The sequence below is a fragment of the Pseudomonas anatoliensis genome, from assembly GCF_017976235.1.
GTDB classification, from domain to species: domain Bacteria; phylum Pseudomonadota; class Gammaproteobacteria; order Pseudomonadales; family Pseudomonadaceae; genus Aquipseudomonas; species Aquipseudomonas anatoliensis.
Map to the genome: position 1 here is coordinate 1 of NZ_JACVHC010000001.1, position 20,327 is coordinate 20,327.

The following is a 20,327-nucleotide window of genomic DNA, read 5'->3' on the forward strand; positions in this document are numbered from 1 at the left end:
CGTGAGGCTTGACCATATAACACCCAAGCAATTTGACTACTCGAAAGAGCATCAGATTGCGGTGTGTGAAGACGAAACGAACCGAAAGTTCGATGTTCACAAAACACCGAAAGCTATCACATACCCAATTTGCTGAAGCGAGACCAACTGGTCACGACTCAGTACCCGAATTTCTTGACGACCATAGAGCGTTGGAACCACCTGATCCCATCCCGAACTCAGCAGTGAAACGATGCATCGCCGATGGTAGTGTGGGGTTTCCCCATGTGAGAGTAGGTCATCGTCAAGATTAAATTCCGAAACCCCAATTGCGAAAGCAGTTGGGGTTTTGTTTTGCCCGCGAAAAAGTTTTCAGGCGAATCGAACCCCAACTTTCGCAAGAATCGCCACTGGGTAAAAACCTTCTTAAGTGACCGCGTAGTTTTTGGTATGGTGCAGCTCGTTTTTTCATGGACTGATGTCACGCCAAAGGATAGGCGCTCACTTATGCCAAAGAGTTGCTGCAGAAATGCCTGAACCTATCCCTATCAAGGATCACGAGAAAGAGACGCGTCTGGTCAACAAGCGGTTGATCGCCTGCGCTTTGTTCGTCTTCGCAGTGAGCTGCGCCCTGGTAGCACGTCTTTACATTCTGCAAGTGGTGGAGTTCGACTACCACTCGACCATTTCCGAAAACAACCGTGTCCATGTCCTGCCGATCCCGCCAACACGCGGACTGATCTACGACCGCAACGGTGTGCTGCTGGCAGATAATCGTCCCAGCTACAACCTGACCATCACCCGCGAGCGCGCCACCGATGTCAATCAGGAACTGGACGAGGTCATAGATCTCCTGCACCTCCCCGTCGAAGACCGAACAGTGTTCGACAAAGCCATGAAACAGTCCCGTCATCCATTCACGCCGGTAACGCTGTTTTATGAATTGACCGAAGAGCAGATTGCGGTCTTGGCGGTCAACGAGTTCCGTTTGCCTGGGCTGGATGTCGAGCCACAGTTCGTTCGACATTATCCGCTTGGCATGCACTTCGCTCACTCGATCGGCTATGTCGGTCGGATCAACGAAAAAGAATCCAAAACCCTCGACTCGGTGGAGTACCGCGGCACTCAGTCCGTCGGCAAGACTGGCATCGAACGCTTCTACGAAGCGCAGTTGCACGGCCATGTCGGTTACGAGGAGGTTGAAACCAATGCCCAGGGCAGAGTACTGCGTGTGCTGAAGCACACTGACCCTGTACCCGGCAAAAACATCGTTCTGAGCCTCGACGTGAAACTGCAAGAGGCCGCCGAAGCTGCCTTGGGTGGTCGTCGTGGTTCGGTCGTGGCGCTGGATCCGTCCACTGGGGAAGTGCTGGCGATGGTCAGCAACCCGAGTTTCGATCCCAATCTGTTCGTCACTGGTATCAGCTCCAAAGAGTATTCGGCGCTGCGTGATTCTATCGACCGGCCACTGTTCAACCGCGTGCTGCGCGGCTTGTACGCACCGGGCTCGACCATCAAGCCAGAGGTGGCGATTGCGGGCCTCGACGCAGGCGTTGTCACACCGCAGACCCGAGTCTTCGATCCGGGTTACTACCAACTCCCGGACTTCGATCACAAGTACCGTAACTGGAACCACAGCGGCGACGGCTGGGTGGATATGGACGCTGCGATCATGCGTTCCAATGACACCTACTTCTATGACCTGGCGCACAAGCTTGGCATTGATCGCCTGCACGACTACATGGCCATGTTCGGTCTCGGCGAAAAAGTCTCGCTGGACATGTTTGAAGAGTCTCCCGGCCTGATGCCATCTCAAGCCTGGAAACGCACCACACGTCGACAAGCGTGGTTCCCGGGGGAAACGGTGATTCTCGGTATTGGTCAGGGCTACATGCAGGTAACGCCGCTGCAACTGGCTCAGGCCACCGCACTGATCGCCAACAAAGGAGTGTGGAACCGCCCACACCTGGCCAAGACTGTTGATGGCATGGCGCCGGTCGACGAGCATCCGATGCCGAACATCCTGCTTAAGGATCCGCGCGATTGGGAGCAGGTCAACCATGGCATGCAGATGGTTATGCACGATGCCCGCGGCATTGCCCGTGCGGCAGCGGCGGGGGCGCAATACCGTATCGCTGGTAAAAGTGGTACGGCGCAAGTGGTGGCGATCAAGCAGGGTGAACGCTACAACCGCGCGAAGACGCTTGAGCGCCACCGTGATAACGCCTTGTTCGTCGGCTTCGCTCCGGCTGAGCACCCGAAAATTGCGATTTCGGTGATGATAGAAAACGGTGAGGCCGGTGGTCGTGTCGCCGGGCCGGTGGTGCGGCAGATTATGGACGCCTGGCTACTCGATCAGGACGGCCATCTCAAGCCGCAGTATGCGGCGCCGTCGAAAGCGCCGGGTGATCCGCACGTGTAACCGATAACAGCTTCACAGCACGGTCTTACGCGGGGCTGAGCGTGCCTGAAGTTGTTGAACGTCACAGTTTCATGCAGCAACCGCACTGCCGCCATTGCTGGCAAGCCAGCTCTCACAAGGTTATTGAGTGTTCACACCTGAAGTGATCGCAATGAAATACCTGTGAGCGCTGGCTTGCCAGCGATATGGCCTTGAGCAATCAGGCCCCCGGCACCGGGCAACTCATGTCACCTTCTTCACACTTCAAGTACTGCTTCAGCGTTTCAACCCGCACCTTGGTCACAGCGGTCATGCAGTTGCTATAGATCAGCGGATACACACTCCCGCCCGTCACGCCCGAAGACGAAAACTTGCACTCGGCATCACGAAAACCGATCCATGCGCGTTGCGCACTGACCAACAGCTTCTTGCCATCAGGGTTGCCCTTCAAACGCCCGGTGACCTGCTGATACACCGCGTTCAACTCTTTGTCGGCAGCTTTGTAATCCTGCCCGGCACACTGATTCATCGTCGCCTGATCGCTGGCGTTGGCGCAGTCAACGGCGGCGTGGCTGAGGGTGGTGAATAGCAAAGGCGTCAGGGCCAGTAGCAGACGTGGGGACATGGAGATACTCGCTGTGTCGAATGAAAGTGCAGGCAGTGTAGTGATTGCACAGATTCTATTCAGGTACTTGTTGTCTTGAGGCTTCCAGCAAGCGATCCGCTGTAGCCGCAATCTCTTCACCATCATGCAGCAGGTCCAGCCAGTTGGCGGGAATGGCTCGCACGCCATAGTGGGCGCCGGCCAGCTGGCCGACAATCGCTGCCGTGGTATCGGCGTCATCACCCAGATTGGCGGCTTGCAGGATTGCCGCTGCAAAACTGTCGGTGTGCTGAAAACACCAAAGCGCTGCTTCCAGCGATTGGACGCAGTAGCCGCTACCACGGATTTCATCTATTGATTTCGTGAAATAGTCACATCGAGCTATCTCCGCGACTTTCGGTTGGCTGAAGGTTGAGGCTGGCAAAAAGCGCAGTTCTGTTTTGGACGCTCCAAGCAGAGCTTTGTTGATCAGCTCAGCCAACAGTTGGCAGCATTCGATTGCCTCGGGTGCTGCGTGGGTAGTTCGCGAGCTTTCGCTGGAGAAATGTCTGACTTTCCGGGCGTCTGGAAAGTAAAACAGCACCACCGGTGCCAGTCGCATCAGAGAACCGTTGCCAGCGGTATCCGGCTCGGTCGACCCCGCAAAGGGCTCACCTGTTTGCTGGTATTGCGACAGCGCCTGACTGACGGTCATGCCGATATCGAAGCATTCGCCGGTCGCACTCAGGTAACCCCATTTCCACCAGTTGAGGTAGCGCCCCATTTGGTCTGTGGCGTCGAAGCCGTTCTTGATCAGCAGGCTTTCCGCCAGGCACAGGGCCATTGAGGTGTCATCCGTCCACTGTCCAGGCTTGAGGTGGAAAGGGCCGCCGCCGACCATGTCAGTCAATGGTTGGAATGAGTTGCGTGGCTTGAACTCTACCGTGGTGCCGACCGCGTCGCCGCAAGCCAGACCTAGCAGGGCGCCGCGATAACGTTCGGGGAGGGATGGCTGCATGATTCGTCCTTGTCCGGTTCAGCATCGATGGAAAAGGTAGCAGGTTCATTCGCTGGGTTGTGCTGTAAATAGCTCGAATCATCAACGGAAAATGCAGCCGGATGTTTCCTGCCTTTTGCACAGAGGAACCGCTTTGATACAACTTCACCTTGGACATGTGGTCATACAAGCCTACTGTTCAGAACAGGAGGTGACGTATGAAACCAGTACCCAATAGTTTCGAACGAAAAATCACGCTCAAGGCGTCGCGTTCACATGTCTGGCGTGCATTGGTCGATGCCGAGGCGTTTGGCCAGTGGTTTGGCGTGGCGCTGGAGGGAAGGCGTTTTATTGCCGGAGAATGGACGCAAGGGCAGGTCACGTATCCGGGTTATGAACATGTGTTGTGGAACGTGCTGATCGAGCGGGTCGAGCCGCAGCAATTGTTCTCGTTCCGTTGGCATCCGTATGCGGTCAATCCGAAGATCGACTATTCCCAGGAGCCGACAACGCTGGTCAGGTTCGAGCTGGAAGATTTCGAGGGTGGGACGTTGCTCAAGGTGTCTGAGTCCGGTTTCGCGCACATTCCCGACATCCGCCAGAAAGAGGCCTATTACATGGACAGTCGTGGCTGGGAAGAACAGTTGAGCAGGCTTGAGCAGTTTCTCGCGGAAAGCGCCAGGGCGCGTGAGCTTGATCGGGGCTGATAGGCTCTGCAGGTTGACCCGCAGACGCAGGACTCAGGGCAGTTGAAAGTCGCGCAAATCGCGGCTGGCATGCTCAACGCCTGACCCTTCTAAGGGTTTTCGGAAGTGCCTCTATGGCGAATGTCTTACACGCGATGGTAGCTTTTACGACTATTGCCGATTGGATCCACCACGTAATCTACACCCATCAACTGAAGCACAGGGAGTACTTCAGGATCACGGATGATCGACCATTGCAAGGATCGCTGCCGACAGGGAGTCGATAATGGTCTTGGGAAAAACCCGCTTCGGCGGGTTTTTTTTTGCCCGGAGAAAAGTACAAAATCCTGTAGGAGCTGCCGAAGGTTGCGATCTTTGATCCTGATCTTACAAAACAAGATCAAAAGATCGCAGCCTTCGGCAGCTCCTACACGGTTGTGCGTTTATGAAGCGATCAACTGCCGCAACACATAATGCAGAATCCCCCCCGACTTGAAGTACTCAACCTCGTTCACGGTGTCGATCCGGCACAGCACTTCGATTTTCTCCTGTCGCCCGTCTTCACGGGTGATCACCAGAGGCAGGTTCATGCGCGGTGACAGGGATACGCCGGTCAGGCCTTGAATCTCGAAGGTTTCCTTACCGGTAAGATTCAGACTCTTGCGGTTCTGATCGAGTTTGAATTGCAGCGGCAACACGCCCATGCCCACCAGATTGGAACGGTGAATGCGCTCGAAGCTCTCGGCGATCACTGCTTTGACGCCCAGCAGGTTGGTGCCTTTGGCCGCCCAATCGCGACTGGAGCCGGTGCCGTATTCTTGGCCGGCAATCACCACCAGCGGTGTTCCGGACGCTTGATAGCGCATGGCCGCATCGTAAATCGGCAGTTTCTCACCGGTCGGAATGTAGATCGTGTTGCCACCTTCTTCACCGCTGAGCATCTCGTTGCGTATACGAATATTGGCAAAGGTGCCGCGCATCATCACTTCGTGGTTGCCGCGACGCGAACCGTAAGAGTTGAAGTCCCTCGGCTCGACACCTTTTTCGCGCAGATAACGCCCGGCCGGACTGTCAGTCTTGATGTTGCCGGCAGGGGAAATATGGTCAGTGGTCACCGAGTCGCCGAGCAGCGCCAACACCCGCGCGCCCTTTACATCCTTGATCTCTGGCAACGGGCCGGAAATGTCGTCGAAAAACGGTGGATGTTGGATGTAAGTCGAATCGTCCTGCCACACGTAGGTGGCGGCTTGTGGCACCTCGATGGCTTGCCACTGTTCGTCACCGGCGAACACTTCGGCGTATTCCTTGTGGAACATGGCAGTGCTGACCTGACTCACCGCGTCGGCGATTTCCTGGCTGCTTGGCCAGATGTCACGCAGGTAAACCGGATTGCCCTGTTGGTCACTGCCCAGCGGTTCGCTACTGATGTCGGTACGAACCGTGCCAGCCAAGGCATAAGCCACTACCAGCGGTGGCGAGGCCAGCCAGTTGGTTTTCACCAGTGGGTGCACGCGACCTTCAAAGTTGCGGTTGCCGGACAGCACCGAGGCGACGGCGAGGTCAGCTTTCTGGATGGCTTTTTCGATCGGTTCCGGCAATGGCCCGGAGTTGCCGATGCAGGTCGTGCAGCCATAGCCGACCAGCGAAAAACCGAGCTGGTCGAGGTATTGCGTCAGCCCCGCCGCCTTGTAGTAATCGGTGACTACTTTCGAACCCGGCGCCAACGAACTCTTTACCCACGGTTTGCGCGTCAGGCCTTTCTCCACGGCTTTTTTCGCCAAGAGCCCGGCGGCCATCATCACGCTCGGGTTGGAAGTGTTGGTACACGACGTAATTGCAGCGATGACCACCGCACCGTTTTTCAGGCGATAGGTGTGGCCGTCGTATTCATATTCCGTTTCTCCGACCAGATCGGCGTTGCCCACCGCGACGCCGCCACCGCCCTCGCTTTCCAGACGGCCTTCTTCCTTGCTCGTCGGTTTGAATTGCAAGTCGAGGAAGTCGCTGAAGGCTTGCGCGACATTCGGCAGCGAAACTCGGTCTTGCGGGCGTTTTGGCCCGGCAAGACTGGCCTCGACGCTGCCCATGTCCAGCGCCAGACTGTCGGTGAACACCGGTTCCTGACCGGGCAGGCGCCACAACCCCTGGGCCTTGGTATACGCCTCGACCAGTTTCACCACTTCCGTCGGCCGTCCGGACAGACGCAGGTACTCCAGCGTCACGTCATCGACCGGGAAGAAGCCGCACGTCGCGCCGTATTCCGGGGCCATGTTGGCGATGGTCGCGCGGTCAGCCAGCGGCAGGTCGGCGAGGCCATCACCGTAAAATTCGACAAATTTGCCGACCACGCCTTTCTTGCGCAGCATCTGCGTAACGGTCAGCACCAGGTCGGTGGCGGTGATGCCTTCCTTGAGTTTGCCGCTGAGTTTGAAGCCAATCACTTCCGGAATCAGCATCGACACCGGTTGCCCGAGCATCGCCGCTTCCGCCTCGATCCCGCCGACACCCCAGCCGAGTACGCCGAGGCCGTTGATCATGGTGGTGTGGGAGTCGGTGCCAACCAGCGTGTCGGGAAAGGCGTAGGTGCGGCCGTCTTCATCCTTGGTCCACACGGTGCGGCCGAGGTATTCGAGGTTGACCTGGTGGCAGATCCCGGTGCCCGGCGGTACTACGCTGAAGTTGTCAAAGGCACTTTGGCCCCAGCGCAGGAAGGCGTAGCGTTCGCCGTTGCGCTGCATCTCGATGTCGACGTTCTGCTCAAATGCGCTGGGCGTGGCGAACTTGTCGACCATCACCGAGTGGTCGATCACCAGATCGACCGGGGATAGCGGATTGATTCGCTGTGGATCGCCGCCGGCCTTGGCCATGGCGGCGCGCATCGCCGCGAGGTCGACCACGGCGGGGACGCCGGTAAAATCCTGCATCAATACGCGGGCAGGGCGGTACTGGATTTCCCGGTCGGAGCGACGCTCCTTGAGCCACGCAGCAATTGCCTTGAGGTCGGCGCCGGTGACAGTTTTTTCATCTTCCCAGCGCAGCAGGTTTTCCAGCAGGACTTTCAGCGACATTGGCAGTTTGTCGATATTACCCAGGCTTTTGGCAGCATCCGGCAAACTGAAATAGTGGTAGGTTTTGTCGTCGATTTTTAGTGTTTTAAGGGTCTTCAGGCTATCTAGGGACGGCATTGCAATCACTCCTTTGAATCCGCACTGCTACGGATTGAGGGGACGGGCAGAGCTATCAACGTAGCCCTGTTTTCATTAGCTGGCTAATAACTGGACTCTATGGAGAGAACCAAGGTTCCGACATCGGCTATCATGCGCCGGTTTTCGTGACAGGCTTTGCTTCAAAGCAAGGCCTGAGCATCGCGCAGGGGCCGAATGATCGCCCGCTGCTCAGGAGTAAGAATGAACACCCTATTCATGCATTGTCGGCCAGGCTTCGAAGGCGAAGTCTGCTCGGAGATTTCCGACCTCGCTGCCCAGTTGAACGTGTCCGGTTACGCCAAGGCGAAAACCGCCACTGCGTGCGCCGAGTTTGTCTGCACCGAAGAAGACGGCGCCGAGCGCCTGATGCGCGGTCAGCGTTTCGCCGAGCTGATCTTCCCGCGCCAATGGGCGCGCGGTGTTTTCATTGATCTGCCGGAAACCGACCGCATCAGCGTGATCCTCGCGCACATGGCCGAATTCCCGGTGTGCGGCAGTCTGTGGCTGGAAGTCGTCGACACCAACGACGGCAAAGAGCTGTCGAACTTTTGCAAAAAATTCGAAGGCCCGCTGCGCAAGGCGCTGACGGGCGCCGGCAAACTGGTGGAAGACGCGAGCAAACCGCGTCTGTTGCTGACGTTCAAAAGCGGCCGCGAAGTATTTCTGGGTATGGCTGATGCCGGTAACTCGGCGATGTGGCCGATGGGCATTCCGCGCCTGAAGTTTCCGCGTGAGGCCCCGAGCCGGTCGACGTTGAAGCTGGAAGAGGCCTGGCACCACTTCATCCCGCGTGATCAGTGGGAAGATCGTTTGCACAGCGACATGACCGGCGTTGACCTTGGCGCAGCGCCGGGTGGCTGGACCTGGCAACTGGTCAACCGCGGCATGCTCGTGACCGCTATCGACAACGGCCCGATGGCCGAAAGTCTGATGGACACCGGCCTGGTGCAGCACTTGATGGCGGACGGTTTTACCTTCAAGCCCAAGCAGCCGGTGGACTGGATGGTCTGCGACATCGTCGAGAAACCGGCGCGTAACGCGGCAATGCTCGAAGAGTGGATCGGCGAAGGGCATTGCCGCGAGGCGGTGGTCAACCTGAAACTGCCGATGAAGCAGCGTTATGCCGAAGTGAAGCGTTTGCTTGAGCGCATTGCCGATGGGTTCAAGGCCCGCGGCATCAAGGTCGATATCGGCTGCAAGCAGCTGTATCACGACCGCGAGGAAGTGACCTGCCATCTGCGCCGGCACGACGTGAAGAAACCCAGATCCCGCTAAATGCACACGTCCTCCCTGTGCTAGCTGCCGCAGGCTGCAATTTTTTGATCTTTCAAAAAGCAAAGATCGCAGCCTTCGGCAGCTCCTACAGGGAATTGGTGTAAAGCCACAGATGACCGAGCACCCGGCAATGCGCGACAATGCCGGCCAGTTTCAGGAGTTAATCATGAGTGAAATGATCGATACCCCGGTCGACGGCACCCTCGACGCTACCGGACTCAATTGCCCGGAACCGGTGATGATGTTGCACCAGCACATCCGTGACCTGGTGCCGGGTGGCCTGCTCAAGGTGATCGCCACGGATCCCTCGACCCGCCGCGACATTCCCAAGTTCTGCGTGTTTCTCGACCACGAACTGGTCGGCCAGCACGAAGAGGCCGGTACTTACCTGTACTGGATTCGCAAGAAACAGGCCTGAGCCTCAGGCAAGCGCAAAAACAACTGTGGGAGCCAGCCTGCTGACGATAACGATGAATCATGACTGACTCACCGTAATCGCCAGCAGGCTGGCTCCCACATTTTTTTGTCTTGCGTAAAGAGTTTCAGCCCAGCGAACGGCTGATCCGAATGCGCTTGCGCGCGCTGCGAGTCAGGCGGATAGACAGCATAAGCGCGGCGCAGCTCAGGCCGACGATCAGACCCTGCCACAACCCGCTCGGGCCACGCGGCTCGCCGAGCCAGTCGGTCAGGCCGAGCGCGTAACCCACTGGCAGGCCGATGCCCCAATAGGCGAACAGTGTCAGGATCATCGTCACTCGCGTGTCCTGATAACCGCGCAACGCACCGGCAGCGGTCACCTGGATCGCGTCGGAGAACTGGAACAGCGCCGAGTACACAATCAGCATCGCCGCGATGTGAATCACCGTCGGGTCAGCCGTGTAAATCGCTGCAATCGGCTCGCGCAGCAGCAACATCATGCTCGCCGACAGGCACGCGTAGGCCAGTGCAGTGCCCATGCCGACGCCAGCGGCAAAACGCGCCTCGCGTGGTTCCTCACGGCCTAGTGCTTGACCGACGCGCACGGTCACGGCCATGCCCAGCGAATAAGGAATCATGAACACCAGTGAGCTGACGTTCAGCGCAATCTGGTGCCCGGCGACCACGGTCGCGCCAAGGCTGCCGATCAACAGCGCGATCACTGCGAAGATGCTCGACTCGGCAAACACCGCAATGCCGATCGGCAAACCGATGGCCAGCAGACGCTTGATCACCGCCCACTGCGGCCAATCGAAACGGCTGAACAACTCGCTCGAACGATACGCCGGAGCCCAGCGCTCATAACCGGCCAGTCCCAGCGCCATTACCCACATCACAATCGCCGTGGCCCAGCCGCAACCGACGCCGCCCATGGCCGGCACGCCTAAGTGGCCATAGATGAAGATGTAGTTCAGCGGGATATTCAGCGCCAGCCCGCACAGGCCCAGCACCATCGCCGGGCGGGTACGGCCGAGGCCGTCACTGAAACAACGCAGCACATGATAGAACGCCACCGCCGGCAAACCGCTGGCGATGCCATGCAAGTACTGCATGCACGGGCCGATCAGTTCGGGGTCGACTTTCATCAGGTGCAGAATCGGCTCGGCGGCAACCAGCATCGCGGTAGCGATCAAACCCACTACGAGTGCCAGCCACAACGCCTGGCGCACGATCGGACCGATTTCGCTGTGGGTGCCGGCGCCGTAGCGCTGGGCAACTTTAGGTGTGGTGGCCAGCAGAGTACCGGTCATCAACAGAAAAACCGGCACCCAGATCGAGTTGCCCAACGCTACCGCCGCCAGATCATTGGGGCCGACGCGCCCGGCCATCACCGCATCGACAAAGCCCATGGCCGTGGTTGCCAGTTGCGCGATGATGATCGGCACCGCCAGGGCGAGCAGAGTCTTGAACTCCAGGCGAATCCGCGCGGGGCGGGTGAGGGAGACGGCGACAGGTTGGTCAGTTACAGGATTCACAGGCAAAGCGTCCACAGATGTTGATGCGCAAGGCGGCGCATTCTACGCCGCTGACGTGTTGGTCAGGAAAAATCCTGTGTTGCGGATTTGTAATTTGCAGGAGCTGGCGCAGGTTGCGATCTCTTGATCCGGCTTTATCAAGATCCAAATCAAAAGATCGCAACCTGCGGCAGCTCCTACAGTTAAACTGCCGATCCGCCCAAGGAGCCCGCCATGCTGATTGTTGCTGACGAAAATATCCCGCTGCTCGATGCTTTTTTTGCCGGTTTTGGCGAGATCCGCCGAGTGCCTGGCCGTTCCATCGACCGTGCGACGGTCGAGCAGGCCGACGTGTTACTGGTGCGTTCGGTGACCAGCGTCAACCGCGCGCTGCTCGAGGGCAGCAAGGTTCGCTTCGTCGGCACCTGCACTATCGGTACTGACCATCTGGATCTCGAGTATTTCAACGAGGCGGGCATCGCCTGGTCGAGCGCACCCGGCTGCAATGCCCGTGGTGTGGTCGACTATGTGCTCGGCAGCCTGATGACCCTCGCCGAGATCGAGGGTGTTGATCTGACTCAGCGTACTTATGGTGTCGTCGGCGCCGGAGAGGTCGGTGGACGCCTGATCACTGTTCTGAAGGGCTTGGGCTGGAACGTGAAAGTCTGCGATCCGCCACGCCAAAGTGCAGAGGGCGGTGATTACCTCAGCCTTGAGCAAATCATCGAACAGTGCGACGTGATCAGCCTGCACACACCGTTGACCCGCAGCGGTGACGGTGCGACCTGGCATCTGTTCGATCAACAACGTTTGCAGCAACTCAAACCCGGCGCCTGGCTGATCAACGCAGCGCGGGGGCCGGTGGTGGATAACGCCGCGCTGCGCGAAGTGCTTCTGGAACGCGAAGACCTGCAAGCAGTACTCGACGTCTGGGAGGCCGAACCCGAGGTCGATGTAGCCCTGGCCGAACTCTGCGTGCTGGCCACGCCGCACATTGCCGGTTACAGCCTTGATGGCAAACAGCGCGGTACGGCGCAGATTTATCAGGCGTACTGCGAGTTCATCGATCAGCCTGCGAACATCCAGCTCAGTGATCTGCTGCCGGCGCCGTGGTTGTCGGAAGTAACCTTGCATGCCGACAGTGATCCGGCCTGGGCTTTGGCGATGATGTGCCGTGGCGTGTATGACCCGCGCCGGGATGACGCGGATTTTCGCCGCAGCCTTGTAGGTAATGTCGGCGAGCAGCGTGCGGCGTTCGATGTGTTGCGTAAGCAGTATCCGGTTCGGCGCGAGATCGAAGGGTTGAAAGTACGGATCGAAGGGCATTCGCCAAAGTTGCGCCAGATCGTGACAGCGCTCGGAGCAGTAGCTACGTAGTCAATCCCCCTGTAGGAGCTGCCGCAGGCTGCGATCTTTTGATCTGGCTTTTAAGCAGATCAAGATCAAAAGATCGCAGCCTGCGGCAGCTCCTACGTGGGGAAACAGGCATAAAAAACCCGGCCAATGGGCCGGGTCAGGAAGACGGTGGCTATATCACTCTTGTTCGGCAGGCTTGACCAATCGCTTCTCCAGTTCGCGGCAAGCGTCCTGGATCATGTCTTCAGTGATCGGTACTTCGCGCCCTTGTGCATCAATAATCGAGCAACCCAGAGTCTGGCCGGGCTTGGTGCGGATCACTTCAATCTTGTCTTCGCTGCTGTGTTGCAAGGACATGGCCTGTCTCCTCATCAGGTTGTACGCCTAGATTAAAACCGCCACGTGACCGGGCTATGACAACTCCCTGCGGTCTGTCGGCGGCGGCATCTCTACTCAAACAGAAATGACCGCTCGTCTCAACCGGGACTTTAGACCAATAGCCTCTAGGGTCTAGTCGTCACGGGCATATTTAACCTGACTCATTGTGATTTACAGAGTTCCCCCCCATTTGAGTGTGTAGGCTGGCCCTATCCATCAGCGCAAATGTGAATCCGAATGATCTCGATGCTTTCCTCGCGACACCGACGCGCCTTGCGCCTGACCAGTCATTTCCTCGTGCCTTATCGCTGGCAGGCCTTCGGTGCGTTGCTCGCATTGATTGTCACTGCCGGCATCACCTTATCGATGGGGCAGGGCATCAAGTTGTTGGTTGATCAGGGCTTCATGACCCAGTCGGCGGACTTGCTCAACCAATCCATCGGGCTGTTCATGTTCTTGGTCCTGGGCCTCGCGGTCGGCACCTTCGCCCGGTTTTACCTGGTCTCCTGGATCGGCGAACGTGTCGTCGCCGACATCCGCCGACAGGTGTTCAACCACCTGGTGTACCTGCATCCCGGGTTTTACGAAGACAACCGCAGCTCGGAAATCCAGTCGCGCCTGACAGCGGATACGACATTGCTGCAATCGGTGATCGGCTCGTCGCTTTCGCTGTTTCTACGCAATCTGTTGATGGTGATCGGCGGCATCGTTCTGCTGTTCATCACCAATCCCAAACTCACCAGCATCGTGGTGATCGCGCTACCGCTGGTGATTGCGCCGATCCTGATTTTCGGTCGACGCGTACGCAATCTGTCGCGACAGAGCCAGGACCGGATCGCCGACATTGGCAGCTATGTGTCCGAAACCCTCGGCCAGATCAAAACCGTGCAGGCGTACAACCATCAAATACAGGACGAGCAACGTTTTGCCTCAACGGTCGAGCAGGCTTTCGAGACCGCACGCAAACGGATCTTCCAGCGTGCGTGGCTGATTACATTGGTGATCGTGCTGGTGCTTGGCGCTGTCGCGGTGATGTTGTGGGTCGGTGGCATGGACGTGATCGCCGGGCGGATTTCTGCCGGTGAGCTGGCGGCATTTGTATTCTACAGCCTGATCGTCGGCAGCGCGTTTGGCACGCTGAGTGAGGTGATCGGCGAGCTTCAGCGCGCTGCGGGTGCCGCCGAGCGGATTGCTGAATTGCTGCGTTCGGAAAACATCATCCAGCCACCGAAGACTGGATTAGTGACATTGCCTGCGCGCGTGCGCGGTGAGCTGGAGTTGCAGGATGTGCGCTTTTCCTACCCCTCGCGTCCAGAAAGCTTCGCCGTTGATGGCTTGAATCTCACGGTCAGGGCCGGCGAAACCCTGGCGCTGGTAGGACCGTCCGGCGCGGGTAAATCCACGGTGTATGACTTGCTGCTGCGCTTTTACGATCCTCGCGAGGGCCGGATTCTGCTGGATGGCGTGCCACTGACCAGCCTCGACCCGCTGGATCTGCGCCGTTGTTTTGCCCTGGTTTCACAAACGCCAGCACTGTTTTTCGGCAGCGTGGAGGAGAACATTCGCTATGGCTGCCCAACGGCCACGCTTGAGCAGGTCAAGGAGGCGGCGAGAATCGCCCACGCCCACGACTTCATCGAGCAAATGCCTGACGGCTACCAGACACATTTGGGTGACGGCGGACTGGGACTCTCCGGCGGCCAGCGTCAGCGTCTGGCCATCGCTCGGGCGTTGCTGGTCGACGCGCCGATCCTGTTGCTGGACGAAGCCACCAGCGCCCTCGATGCGCAAAGCGAACATCTGATCCAGCAAGCCTTGCCGAACCTGATGCAAAACCGCACCACACTGGTGATCGCCCATCGCCTGGCCACAGTGAAAAACGCCGACCGGATCGCGGTGATGGATCAGGGCAAATTGGTCGCGGTGGGTACACATCAGGAATTGATTGCGAGCAATCCGTTGTACGCGCGGCTGGCGGCGTTGCAGTTCAGTGATGGACACGCGGTCGTTGTGTAGGAGCTGCCGCAGGCTGCGATCTGTTGATCTTTGCACGTTACAAAAAATGCCCGCACTCCTGGATGCGCGCATTTTTTATTGTCGAGGATCAAGGTCAAAAGATCGCAGCCTGCGGCAGCTCCTACAGGTGACCGACCTAGTAACCGACCCAGTAACCGGCCTAGTAGCGAGGCTACTGGCAAAACGTAAACACTGATCGGCTCGTTCAAAAAAATGCCCGTATCTCGCGATACGGGCATTTTTTATTACTCGGCGTCAGCCCTGTTGTTCACTGATCATCGAAGTAACGTTCATGCCAATCCACCAGCGGCTGCGGTGAGTTGAGTTTCTGGCCGTAGATCACCGAATAGGACAGCACGTTTTGCACGTACTGGCGGGTTTCGTCGAACGGGATGCTTTCCACCCACACGTCGAAGCTCAGGTGATCGGCGCCGCGCAGCCATTGACGCACGCGTCCGGGGCCGGCGTTGTAGGCGGCGGAGGCGAGGACACGGTTGCCATTGAACTGACTGTGCACCTGGCTCAGGTACGCGGCGCCGAGCTGGATGTTCTTGTCCGGGTTCAGCACTTGCTGCGGCGAGGCCAGGGGGATGTTGAACTTGCGCGAAGTTTCCTTGGCGGTGCCGGGCATCAGTTGCATCAGGCCGCTGGCGCCAACGCCGGAGCGGGCGTCGTCCATGAACGCGCTTTCCTGACGGGTGATGGCGAACACCCAGCTCGAATGCAGACCGCGAACCTTGGCTTCACGCACAAGGGTATCGCGGTGGGCCATCGGGAAGCGGATGTCCAGATCGTCCCAGTATTGCGCCTGACTGATGGTGCGGATCGCCGGGAAATACCACTTCAGGTCGTAGGCGAGTTTGGCCTGGGCAACCATTTCGTCGCGGTTGAAGTGACGGCTGACGTGGTACCACTCGCGGCGTCCGTCGACGATTTGCCCGCGTGCATGGAACTCAAGTGCGCGGCGCACGCCGGGCGTGTTGCGTACCTTGTTGATCAGCGCCTGGCTAAGCACCAGCGGTTTATTGTTCAACGAGTACGGAGATTGCGAACGGTCAGCGGCGAGGAAGCCGTAGAAGTCACGCTCGCGGGACAGATTTTTGTACAGGGCCTGCGCTTCCGGGTTCTGCGGTTGCGCCAGCTCGAGACTGCGTGCCTGCCAGTAGCGCCAGCGGTTGGTGGTGGCCAGATCCTGCGGCAGACGGCGGGTCAGTTGATAAGCATCGTCCCAGCGCGCCAGGCGCAGTAGCAGACGCAGACGCCATTCGGAAACGGTGTTGTCACGCAGTTCCGGGTCGTATTTGGTCATCACGTCCAGTGCGCGGCTGTCGAAGCGGCGGGCCAGCGTCAGGCCGATTTCCCGGGCAATCGCGACTTTCTCATCTCGGGAGAAATGCATACTGCTGGCGTAACCGTCGAGCAGCGCCATGGCTTTGTCCGGATCCTGGCGGGCGAGACGGCGCAGGCCGAGGCTGACCACATCGGACATCGGCTCATCGGCCGGAGTAAAGCGCGACGGCTGGTTGAGCAGTTCTGGTTTCTGCGCCACATCCACCAACAGGCGACCACGGGGGGCGAGGGTAGTCAGGCCATTGATCAGGCTGTTGGCCAGCGGATAGTTGCGCGCCTGGGCGGCGAGCTTGGTGCGTTCCCAGCGTTTCTGTTCTGTCAGCTGACCCTCGGCGGCCCACATGCCGAAGAGCGCATCGCACGCGGCGGGCTGCGACTTGCCGGTCAGCCAAAGTTTTTCGGTGGCGGCGTAACCTTCGGTCTTTTTGTTGTGGCTGATCTGATACTGCGCGTTGAGGCAGTCCAGTTCGGTGAAATTGAGCTTGGGATCGTAATACTTGACGAAGGTCGCCCAGTCGCCGCGATCGGCCAGCCAGCGCAACCAGCGCAGCTTCATCCAGTTGGCCTGGGGCAGGTCACCGTGCTCGGCGAGGAATTTCTCTATTTCCGCATTACTCGCACTTTTCAGGCGTGCGGTCAGCTCGTCGTAAGCCAGATACGGTTCCAGCGGGTAATCGGCCAGCGCCTGGCTGTAGCGCATATAGGGGCCGGTATCGCCCTTGGCCAACGCGCGTTTGGCTTCATCGTAATACTGACGCTGGGTGGACAGGTCCACCGCCTGGGCGGATTGAACGGCAGCGGCGGAGAGTAGCAAACAGGACAAAACACTGAAGAGGCGACTGCGCATGAGACATCCGGGCAGAGAAATCATGACAAGTGCCGACATCGATCAGCACTGAATTGTCTGTAGCTTAGCCTTTTGCCAGCAAGCGGCGAAAGCTTTGCAAGCCGTGTGGCACAAGTTCGCAACAAATGTTGTGCAGAGTGCTTCGACAGACAAATTGCCGGCCTGCTGAAGCCTCAAGTCAGGTAGAATGCGCCCCCGGTTTTTGGAGAAGCTCATGACCCTGCTCAAATTCAGCGATGTGTCCCTTGCGTTCGGCGCTATGCCGTTGTTGGACAAGGTGTCCTGGCAGATCGCCCGTGGTGAGCGGGTGTGCATCATCGGCCGCAACGGCACTGGCAAGTCCAGCATGATGAAACTGGTCAAGGGCGACCAGAAGCCTGATGACGGCTCGGTGTGGCGTGCCCCCGGTCTGAAAATCGGCGAACTGCCGCAAGAATTGCCCGTGGCCGACGAGCGGACAGTCTTCGACGTCGTGGCTGAAGGCCTCGACGGCGTTGGCGCGTTGCTCGCCGAATACCATCACCTGAGCCAGAACATCGTCACCGATGCCGATCTGGACAAGCTCATGCACGTTCAGCACGACCTCGAAGCCCGTGATGGCTGGCGCTTGCAGACGCTGGTCGACAGCACCCTCAGCCGCCTGCAACTGCCGGCCGACAAGACCCTCGCCGAGTTGTCCGGCGGCTGGCGTCGTCGCGTGCTGCTGGCGCAGGCGCTGGTGTCCGAGCCAGATCTGCTGCTGCTCGACGAGCCAACCAACCACCTGGACATCGGTGCGATTGCCTGGCTTGAAGAAGCGCTGAAAGATTTCCAGGGCGCCGTGCTGTTCATCACGCACGACCGTTCCTTCCTGCAAAACCTCGCCACGCGCATCCTGGAACTGGATCGCGGCGGCCTGATCGACTGGAACGGCGACTACGCCAGCTTCCTCGTGCACAAAGAAGCCGAGCTCGCTGCCGAAGCCACTGCCAACGCGCTGTTCGACAAGCGTCTGGCCCAGGAAGAAGTGTGGATCCGTCAGGGCATCAAGGCCCGTCGTACCCGTAACGAAGGCCGCGTGCGCGCCTTGAAAGCTTTGCGCGTTGAGCGCAGCGAGCGTCGTGAACGTACCGGCAAGGCCAATATTCAGCTGGACACCGCCGACAAGTCCGGCAAGCAGGTGATGGTGCTCGAGAACGTGAGCTTTGCTCATCCGGGCGGCCCGTTCCTGATCAAGGATTTCTCGATGGTTCTGCAGCGCGGCGACCGTATCGGTCTGCTTGGCGCCAACGGTACCGGCAAGACCACCCTGTTGAAGCTGATGCTCAACGGCTTGCAGCCAACCAGCGGCAAAGTGGAAGAGGGCACGCGGATCGACGTGGCGTACTTCGACCAGTTGCGCCATCAGCTGGATCTGGAAAAAACCGTGATCGACAACGTCGCCGAAGGTCGCGACTTTATCGACATCGACGGTCAGAGCCGCCACGTGCTGAGCTACCTCGGTGACTTCCTGTTCAGCCCGCAGCGTGCTCGCACGCCGGTCAAGGCGCTGTCGGGTGGTGAGCGTGCGCGTCTGTTGCTGGCCAAACTGTTCAGCAAGCCGGCGAACCTGCTGGTACTCGACGAACCGACCAACGACCTCGACGTGGAAACCCTCGAGCTGCTCGAAGAAGTGCTGCTGACATTCAACGGCACTGTGCTGATGGTCAGCCACGACCGGGCCTTCCTCGACAACGTGGTCACCAGCACCCTGGTCTTCGAAGGTGAAGGCAAGGTGCGTGAATACGTCGGCGGTTATCAGGACTGGATCCGTCAGGGCGGCTCGCCGCGTCTGTTGGGCGTGACCGAGAGCAAGTCGGGCAAGGCTGACCTGAACTCGGCCGTGGTTACGGCTGCGCCGGCCGCTGCTGCGCCAGTTGCTGCTCCAGCTGCCAAGAAGAAGCTGAGCTACAAGCTGCAGCGCGAGCTGGAAGCGTTGCCGGGCGATATCGATGCCAAGGAACAGCAGATCGCTGCCGTTGAGGCTGAAATGGCCGACAGCGGTTTCTATCAGCGTCCTGCGGCAGAGACTGCCAAGGTCATCGCCTCGCTCGAGCAATTGCAGGCGGAACTGGAAGCGTTGGTGGAGCGTTGGGCCGAGCTGGATGCCTGATTGCTTGAGCCAATAAAAAGCCCGGCGCTCAGTGATGAGCGCCGGGCTTTTCATGTGTAGCAGGCTCACTCCTACATGGGTCGGTGTTATCAGCGTTTGACCAGATGCACCGCCAGCACATCGCAAGGCGCGCCGTGCAGCACATCATTGGCTGTCGAGCCCAGTAACAGCGCCAGACCATGACGGCCATGGCTGCCGACCACGATCAGATCGCATTGCTGTTCCTTGGCGAAGTGATGGATTTCCTGACGCGGCTGGCCGTAGGTCAAGTGGCAGTTGGCGCCTTCAAGTTCGGTGTACTTGAGCTTCAGGCGCTCAAGGCGTTCCTTGGCCTGATCGAACTGCTGCTGTTGCAGTTGTGACAGGTCCATCGGCACGTCGCCGCCAAAAGCCATAGCCATCGGTTCGACAATATGCACCAGCGACAGCTTGGCGCCGTTGCTCACCGACAGCTCGCGGGCGCGGTGGATGACGGGGTCGCACTCTTCAGTCAGATCTACGGCGACCAGGATGTGGTGGTAGGGCATGAGGCGCTCCTCGTAAGGTTTCAATATTGGTAAGTATGGCTGGTTTCAAGCGCATTGGTTCCAAAGTGACGCAATGGGCTCATCAGAAAACGGGAGTACAGATATGACGGTCTGGATAGTGGTGTCAATCCTGTTGGTGGTATTGAGCCCACTGGCATGGTTGCGCCCATCGCGCGCGCAGAGCGGTCGAATCGCTCTGCGTATGGAGGCGCGTCGTATTGGCCTGGCCATGCAGCTGGCGCCTCAGGAGTGGCCGCACTGGCTGTCTCAAGAGCCGCCGAATCCGTGTGCGCAGTACCATCGGCCGCGTCGCGGTAGTCAGCCGGCATGCTGGACGTACTGGCAAAAATCGCCAGGCGTGTGGGTCAATCAGTGGCAGGAAGTCTGCGAGGATCGGGCGCTGCTCAATCATTTCGAAAAGTTGCCAGGCAACGTCTACAAGATTGAGGCGGATAAGCAGATGATCGCCTTGTACTGGGGCGAGAAGGGCGAAGCCACGGTTTTGCTGGATATCGACGCCACTCTGAAAGCGCTGGCGTAACTCAGGGATTTTTCGCACTGCAACGGTGCGAAACGTCCGGCAGACGAGCAATAAAAAGCCCGACATGATTCATCGGGCGGGGTTGGCCAGGCAGGCCGGAAACTTTTTTACCACTGACCCCGG

General features: G+C 58.7%; 15 protein-coding genes and 1 rRNA gene. 9 read left to right on the forward strand and 7 right to left on the reverse strand.

Translation table 11 applies throughout. The features are described from left to right. The first annotated feature begins 173 nt into the window (after positions 1–173). Together rrf and mrdA are read left to right on the forward strand one after the other, a co-directional pair. Positions 174–289, forward strand: a 5S ribosomal RNA gene (gene rrf, locus ICA16_RS00005). A 219-nt stretch (positions 290–508) separates the two neighbouring features. Next, complete coding sequence (gene mrdA / locus ICA16_RS00010) at positions 509–2,401, forward strand: penicillin-binding protein 2 (RefSeq protein WP_150617562.1); 1,893 nt, start codon at positions 509–511, stop codon at positions 2,399–2,401. Between the two features lie 199 nt (positions 2,402–2,600). Here mrdA and ICA16_RS00015 read toward each other — a convergent pair whose 3' ends face one another. Both ICA16_RS00015 and ICA16_RS00020 read right to left on the reverse strand, forming a co-directional pair. Beyond that, positions 2,601–3,005 (reverse strand): lysozyme inhibitor LprI family protein, encoded by a 405-nt coding sequence (locus tag ICA16_RS00015; protein WP_150604519.1) that lies wholly within the window; start codon positions 3,003–3,005, stop codon positions 2,601–2,603. Positions 3,006–3,060: 55 nt separating this feature from the next. After that, positions 3,061–3,981, reverse strand: a complete 921-nt coding sequence (locus ICA16_RS00020; protein ID WP_210553184.1) for an ADP-ribosylglycohydrolase family protein — start codon at positions 3,979–3,981, stop codon at positions 3,061–3,063. A gap of 197 nt (positions 3,982–4,178) precedes the next feature. On the opposite strand from ICA16_RS00020, the gene ICA16_RS00025 reads away from it, so the two are divergent. Beyond that, positions 4,179–4,667, forward strand: coding sequence for an SRPBCC family protein (locus ICA16_RS00025; protein ID WP_150592545.1), 489 nt, complete (start codon positions 4,179–4,181; stop codon positions 4,665–4,667). Between the two features lie 422 nt (positions 4,668–5,089). On the opposite strand, the gene acnA is transcribed toward ICA16_RS00025, so the two are convergent. After that, a complete protein-coding gene (gene acnA, locus ICA16_RS00030; protein WP_210699602.1) occupies positions 5,090–7,831 on the reverse strand; it encodes an aconitate hydratase AcnA in 2,742 nt (913 codons plus the stop codon). A 222-nt stretch (positions 7,832–8,053) separates the two neighbouring features. Between acnA and rlmM the strand changes: the two genes are divergently transcribed. Beyond that, on the forward strand, positions 8,054–9,127 hold the full coding sequence (gene rlmM, locus ICA16_RS00035) for a 23S rRNA (cytidine(2498)-2'-O)-methyltransferase RlmM (protein WP_150617565.1): 1,074 nt from the start codon (positions 8,054–8,056) through the stop codon (positions 9,125–9,127). A 166-nt stretch (positions 9,128–9,293) separates the two neighbouring features. Further along, on the forward strand, positions 9,294–9,545 hold the full coding sequence (tusA, locus tag ICA16_RS00040; RefSeq protein ID WP_003226616.1) for a sulfurtransferase TusA: 252 nt from the start codon (positions 9,294–9,296) through the stop codon (positions 9,543–9,545). A 124-nt stretch (positions 9,546–9,669) separates the two neighbouring features. On the opposite strand, the gene ICA16_RS00045 is transcribed toward tusA, so the two are convergent. Next, entirely contained in the window at positions 9,670–11,079 is a 1,410-nt protein-coding gene (locus ICA16_RS00045; protein WP_210699603.1) for an MATE family efflux transporter, read from the reverse strand. A 213-nt stretch (positions 11,080–11,292) separates the two neighbouring features. Here ICA16_RS00045 and pdxB point away from each other — a divergent pair, with 213 nt between their 5' ends. Continuing rightward, positions 11,293–12,435 carry a 4-phosphoerythronate dehydrogenase PdxB gene (gene pdxB, locus ICA16_RS00050; protein ID WP_210699604.1) on the forward strand — a complete coding sequence of 381 codons (1,143 nt, stop codon included), beginning with the start codon at positions 11,293–11,295 and terminating at the stop codon, positions 12,433–12,435. A gap of 156 nt (positions 12,436–12,591) precedes the next feature. Here pdxB and ICA16_RS00055 read toward each other — a convergent pair whose 3' ends face one another. Further along, positions 12,592–12,771 (reverse strand): PA1571 family protein, encoded by a 180-nt coding sequence (locus tag ICA16_RS00055; RefSeq protein WP_150604513.1) that lies wholly within the window; start codon positions 12,769–12,771, stop codon positions 12,592–12,594. A 258-nt stretch (positions 12,772–13,029) separates the two neighbouring features. Between ICA16_RS00055 and ICA16_RS00060 the strand changes: the two genes are divergently transcribed. Beyond that, positions 13,030–14,808, forward strand: a complete 1,779-nt coding sequence (locus ICA16_RS00060; protein ID WP_210699605.1) for an ABC transporter transmembrane domain-containing protein — start codon at positions 13,030–13,032, stop codon at positions 14,806–14,808. Positions 14,809–15,076: 268 nt separating this feature from the next. On the opposite strand, the gene ICA16_RS00065 is transcribed toward ICA16_RS00060, so the two are convergent. Beyond that, on the reverse strand, positions 15,077–17,005 hold the full coding sequence (locus ICA16_RS00065; RefSeq protein WP_150617567.1) for a transglycosylase SLT domain-containing protein: 1,929 nt from the start codon (positions 17,003–17,005) through the stop codon (positions 15,077–15,079). Positions 17,006–17,219: 214 nt separating this feature from the next. Between ICA16_RS00065 and ICA16_RS00070 the strand changes: the two genes are divergently transcribed. After that, positions 17,220–19,136: an ATP-binding cassette domain-containing protein gene (locus tag ICA16_RS00070; RefSeq protein ID WP_150617568.1), complete on the forward strand. Its 1,917-nt coding sequence runs from the start codon at positions 17,220–17,222 to the stop codon at positions 19,134–19,136. 89 nt (positions 19,137–19,225) lie between these two features. Here the strand turns inward: ICA16_RS00070 and ICA16_RS00075 are convergent, their stop codons facing one another. Then, a complete protein-coding gene (locus tag ICA16_RS00075) occupies positions 19,226–19,663 on the reverse strand; it encodes a universal stress protein (protein ID WP_042560173.1) in 438 nt (145 codons plus the stop codon). 103 nt (positions 19,664–19,766) lie between these two features. Here ICA16_RS00075 and ICA16_RS00080 point away from each other — a divergent pair, with 103 nt between their 5' ends. Continuing rightward, a complete protein-coding gene (locus tag ICA16_RS00080; protein WP_210699606.1) occupies positions 19,767–20,204 on the forward strand; it encodes a hypothetical protein in 438 nt (145 codons plus the stop codon). Positions 20,205–20,327 lie beyond the last annotated feature (123 nt).

Excerpts from the sequence above, each read along its gene's own strand:
- mrdA (WP_150617562.1), top strand. The coding sequence starts at position 509 with ATGCCTGAACCTATCCCTATCAAGGATCACGAGAAAGAGACGCGTCTG.
- ICA16_RS00015 (WP_150604519.1), bottom strand. The coding sequence starts at position 3,005 with ATGTCCCCACGTCTGCTACTGGCCCTGACGCCTTTGCTATTCACCACC.
- ICA16_RS00020 (WP_210553184.1), bottom strand. The coding sequence starts at position 3,981 with ATGCAGCCATCCCTCCCCGAACGTTATCGCGGCGCCCTGCTAGGTCTG.
- ICA16_RS00025 (WP_150592545.1), top strand. The coding sequence starts at position 4,179 with ATGAAACCAGTACCCAATAGTTTCGAACGAAAAATCACGCTCAAGGCG.
- acnA (WP_210699602.1), bottom strand. The coding sequence starts at position 7,831 with ATGCCGTCCCTAGATAGCCTGAAGACCCTTAAAACACTAAAAATCGAC.
- rlmM (WP_150617565.1), top strand. The coding sequence starts at position 8,054 with ATGAACACCCTATTCATGCATTGTCGGCCAGGCTTCGAAGGCGAAGTC.
- tusA (WP_003226616.1), top strand. The coding sequence starts at position 9,294 with ATGAGTGAAATGATCGATACCCCGGTCGACGGCACCCTCGACGCTACC.
- pdxB (WP_210699604.1), top strand. The coding sequence starts at position 11,293 with ATGCTGATTGTTGCTGACGAAAATATCCCGCTGCTCGATGCTTTTTTT.
- ICA16_RS00055 (WP_150604513.1), bottom strand. The coding sequence starts at position 12,771 with ATGTCCTTGCAACACAGCAGCGAAGACAAGATTGAAGTGATCCGCACC.
- ICA16_RS00060 (WP_210699605.1), top strand. The coding sequence starts at position 13,030 with ATGATCTCGATGCTTTCCTCGCGACACCGACGCGCCTTGCGCCTGACC.
- ICA16_RS00065 (WP_150617567.1), bottom strand. The coding sequence starts at position 17,005 with ATGCGCAGTCGCCTCTTCAGTGTTTTGTCCTGTTTGCTACTCTCCGCC.
- ICA16_RS00070 (WP_150617568.1), top strand. The coding sequence starts at position 17,220 with ATGACCCTGCTCAAATTCAGCGATGTGTCCCTTGCGTTCGGCGCTATG.
- ICA16_RS00075 (WP_042560173.1), bottom strand. The coding sequence starts at position 19,663 with ATGCCCTACCACCACATCCTGGTCGCCGTAGATCTGACTGAAGAGTGC.
- ICA16_RS00080 (WP_210699606.1), top strand. The coding sequence starts at position 19,767 with ATGACGGTCTGGATAGTGGTGTCAATCCTGTTGGTGGTATTGAGCCCA.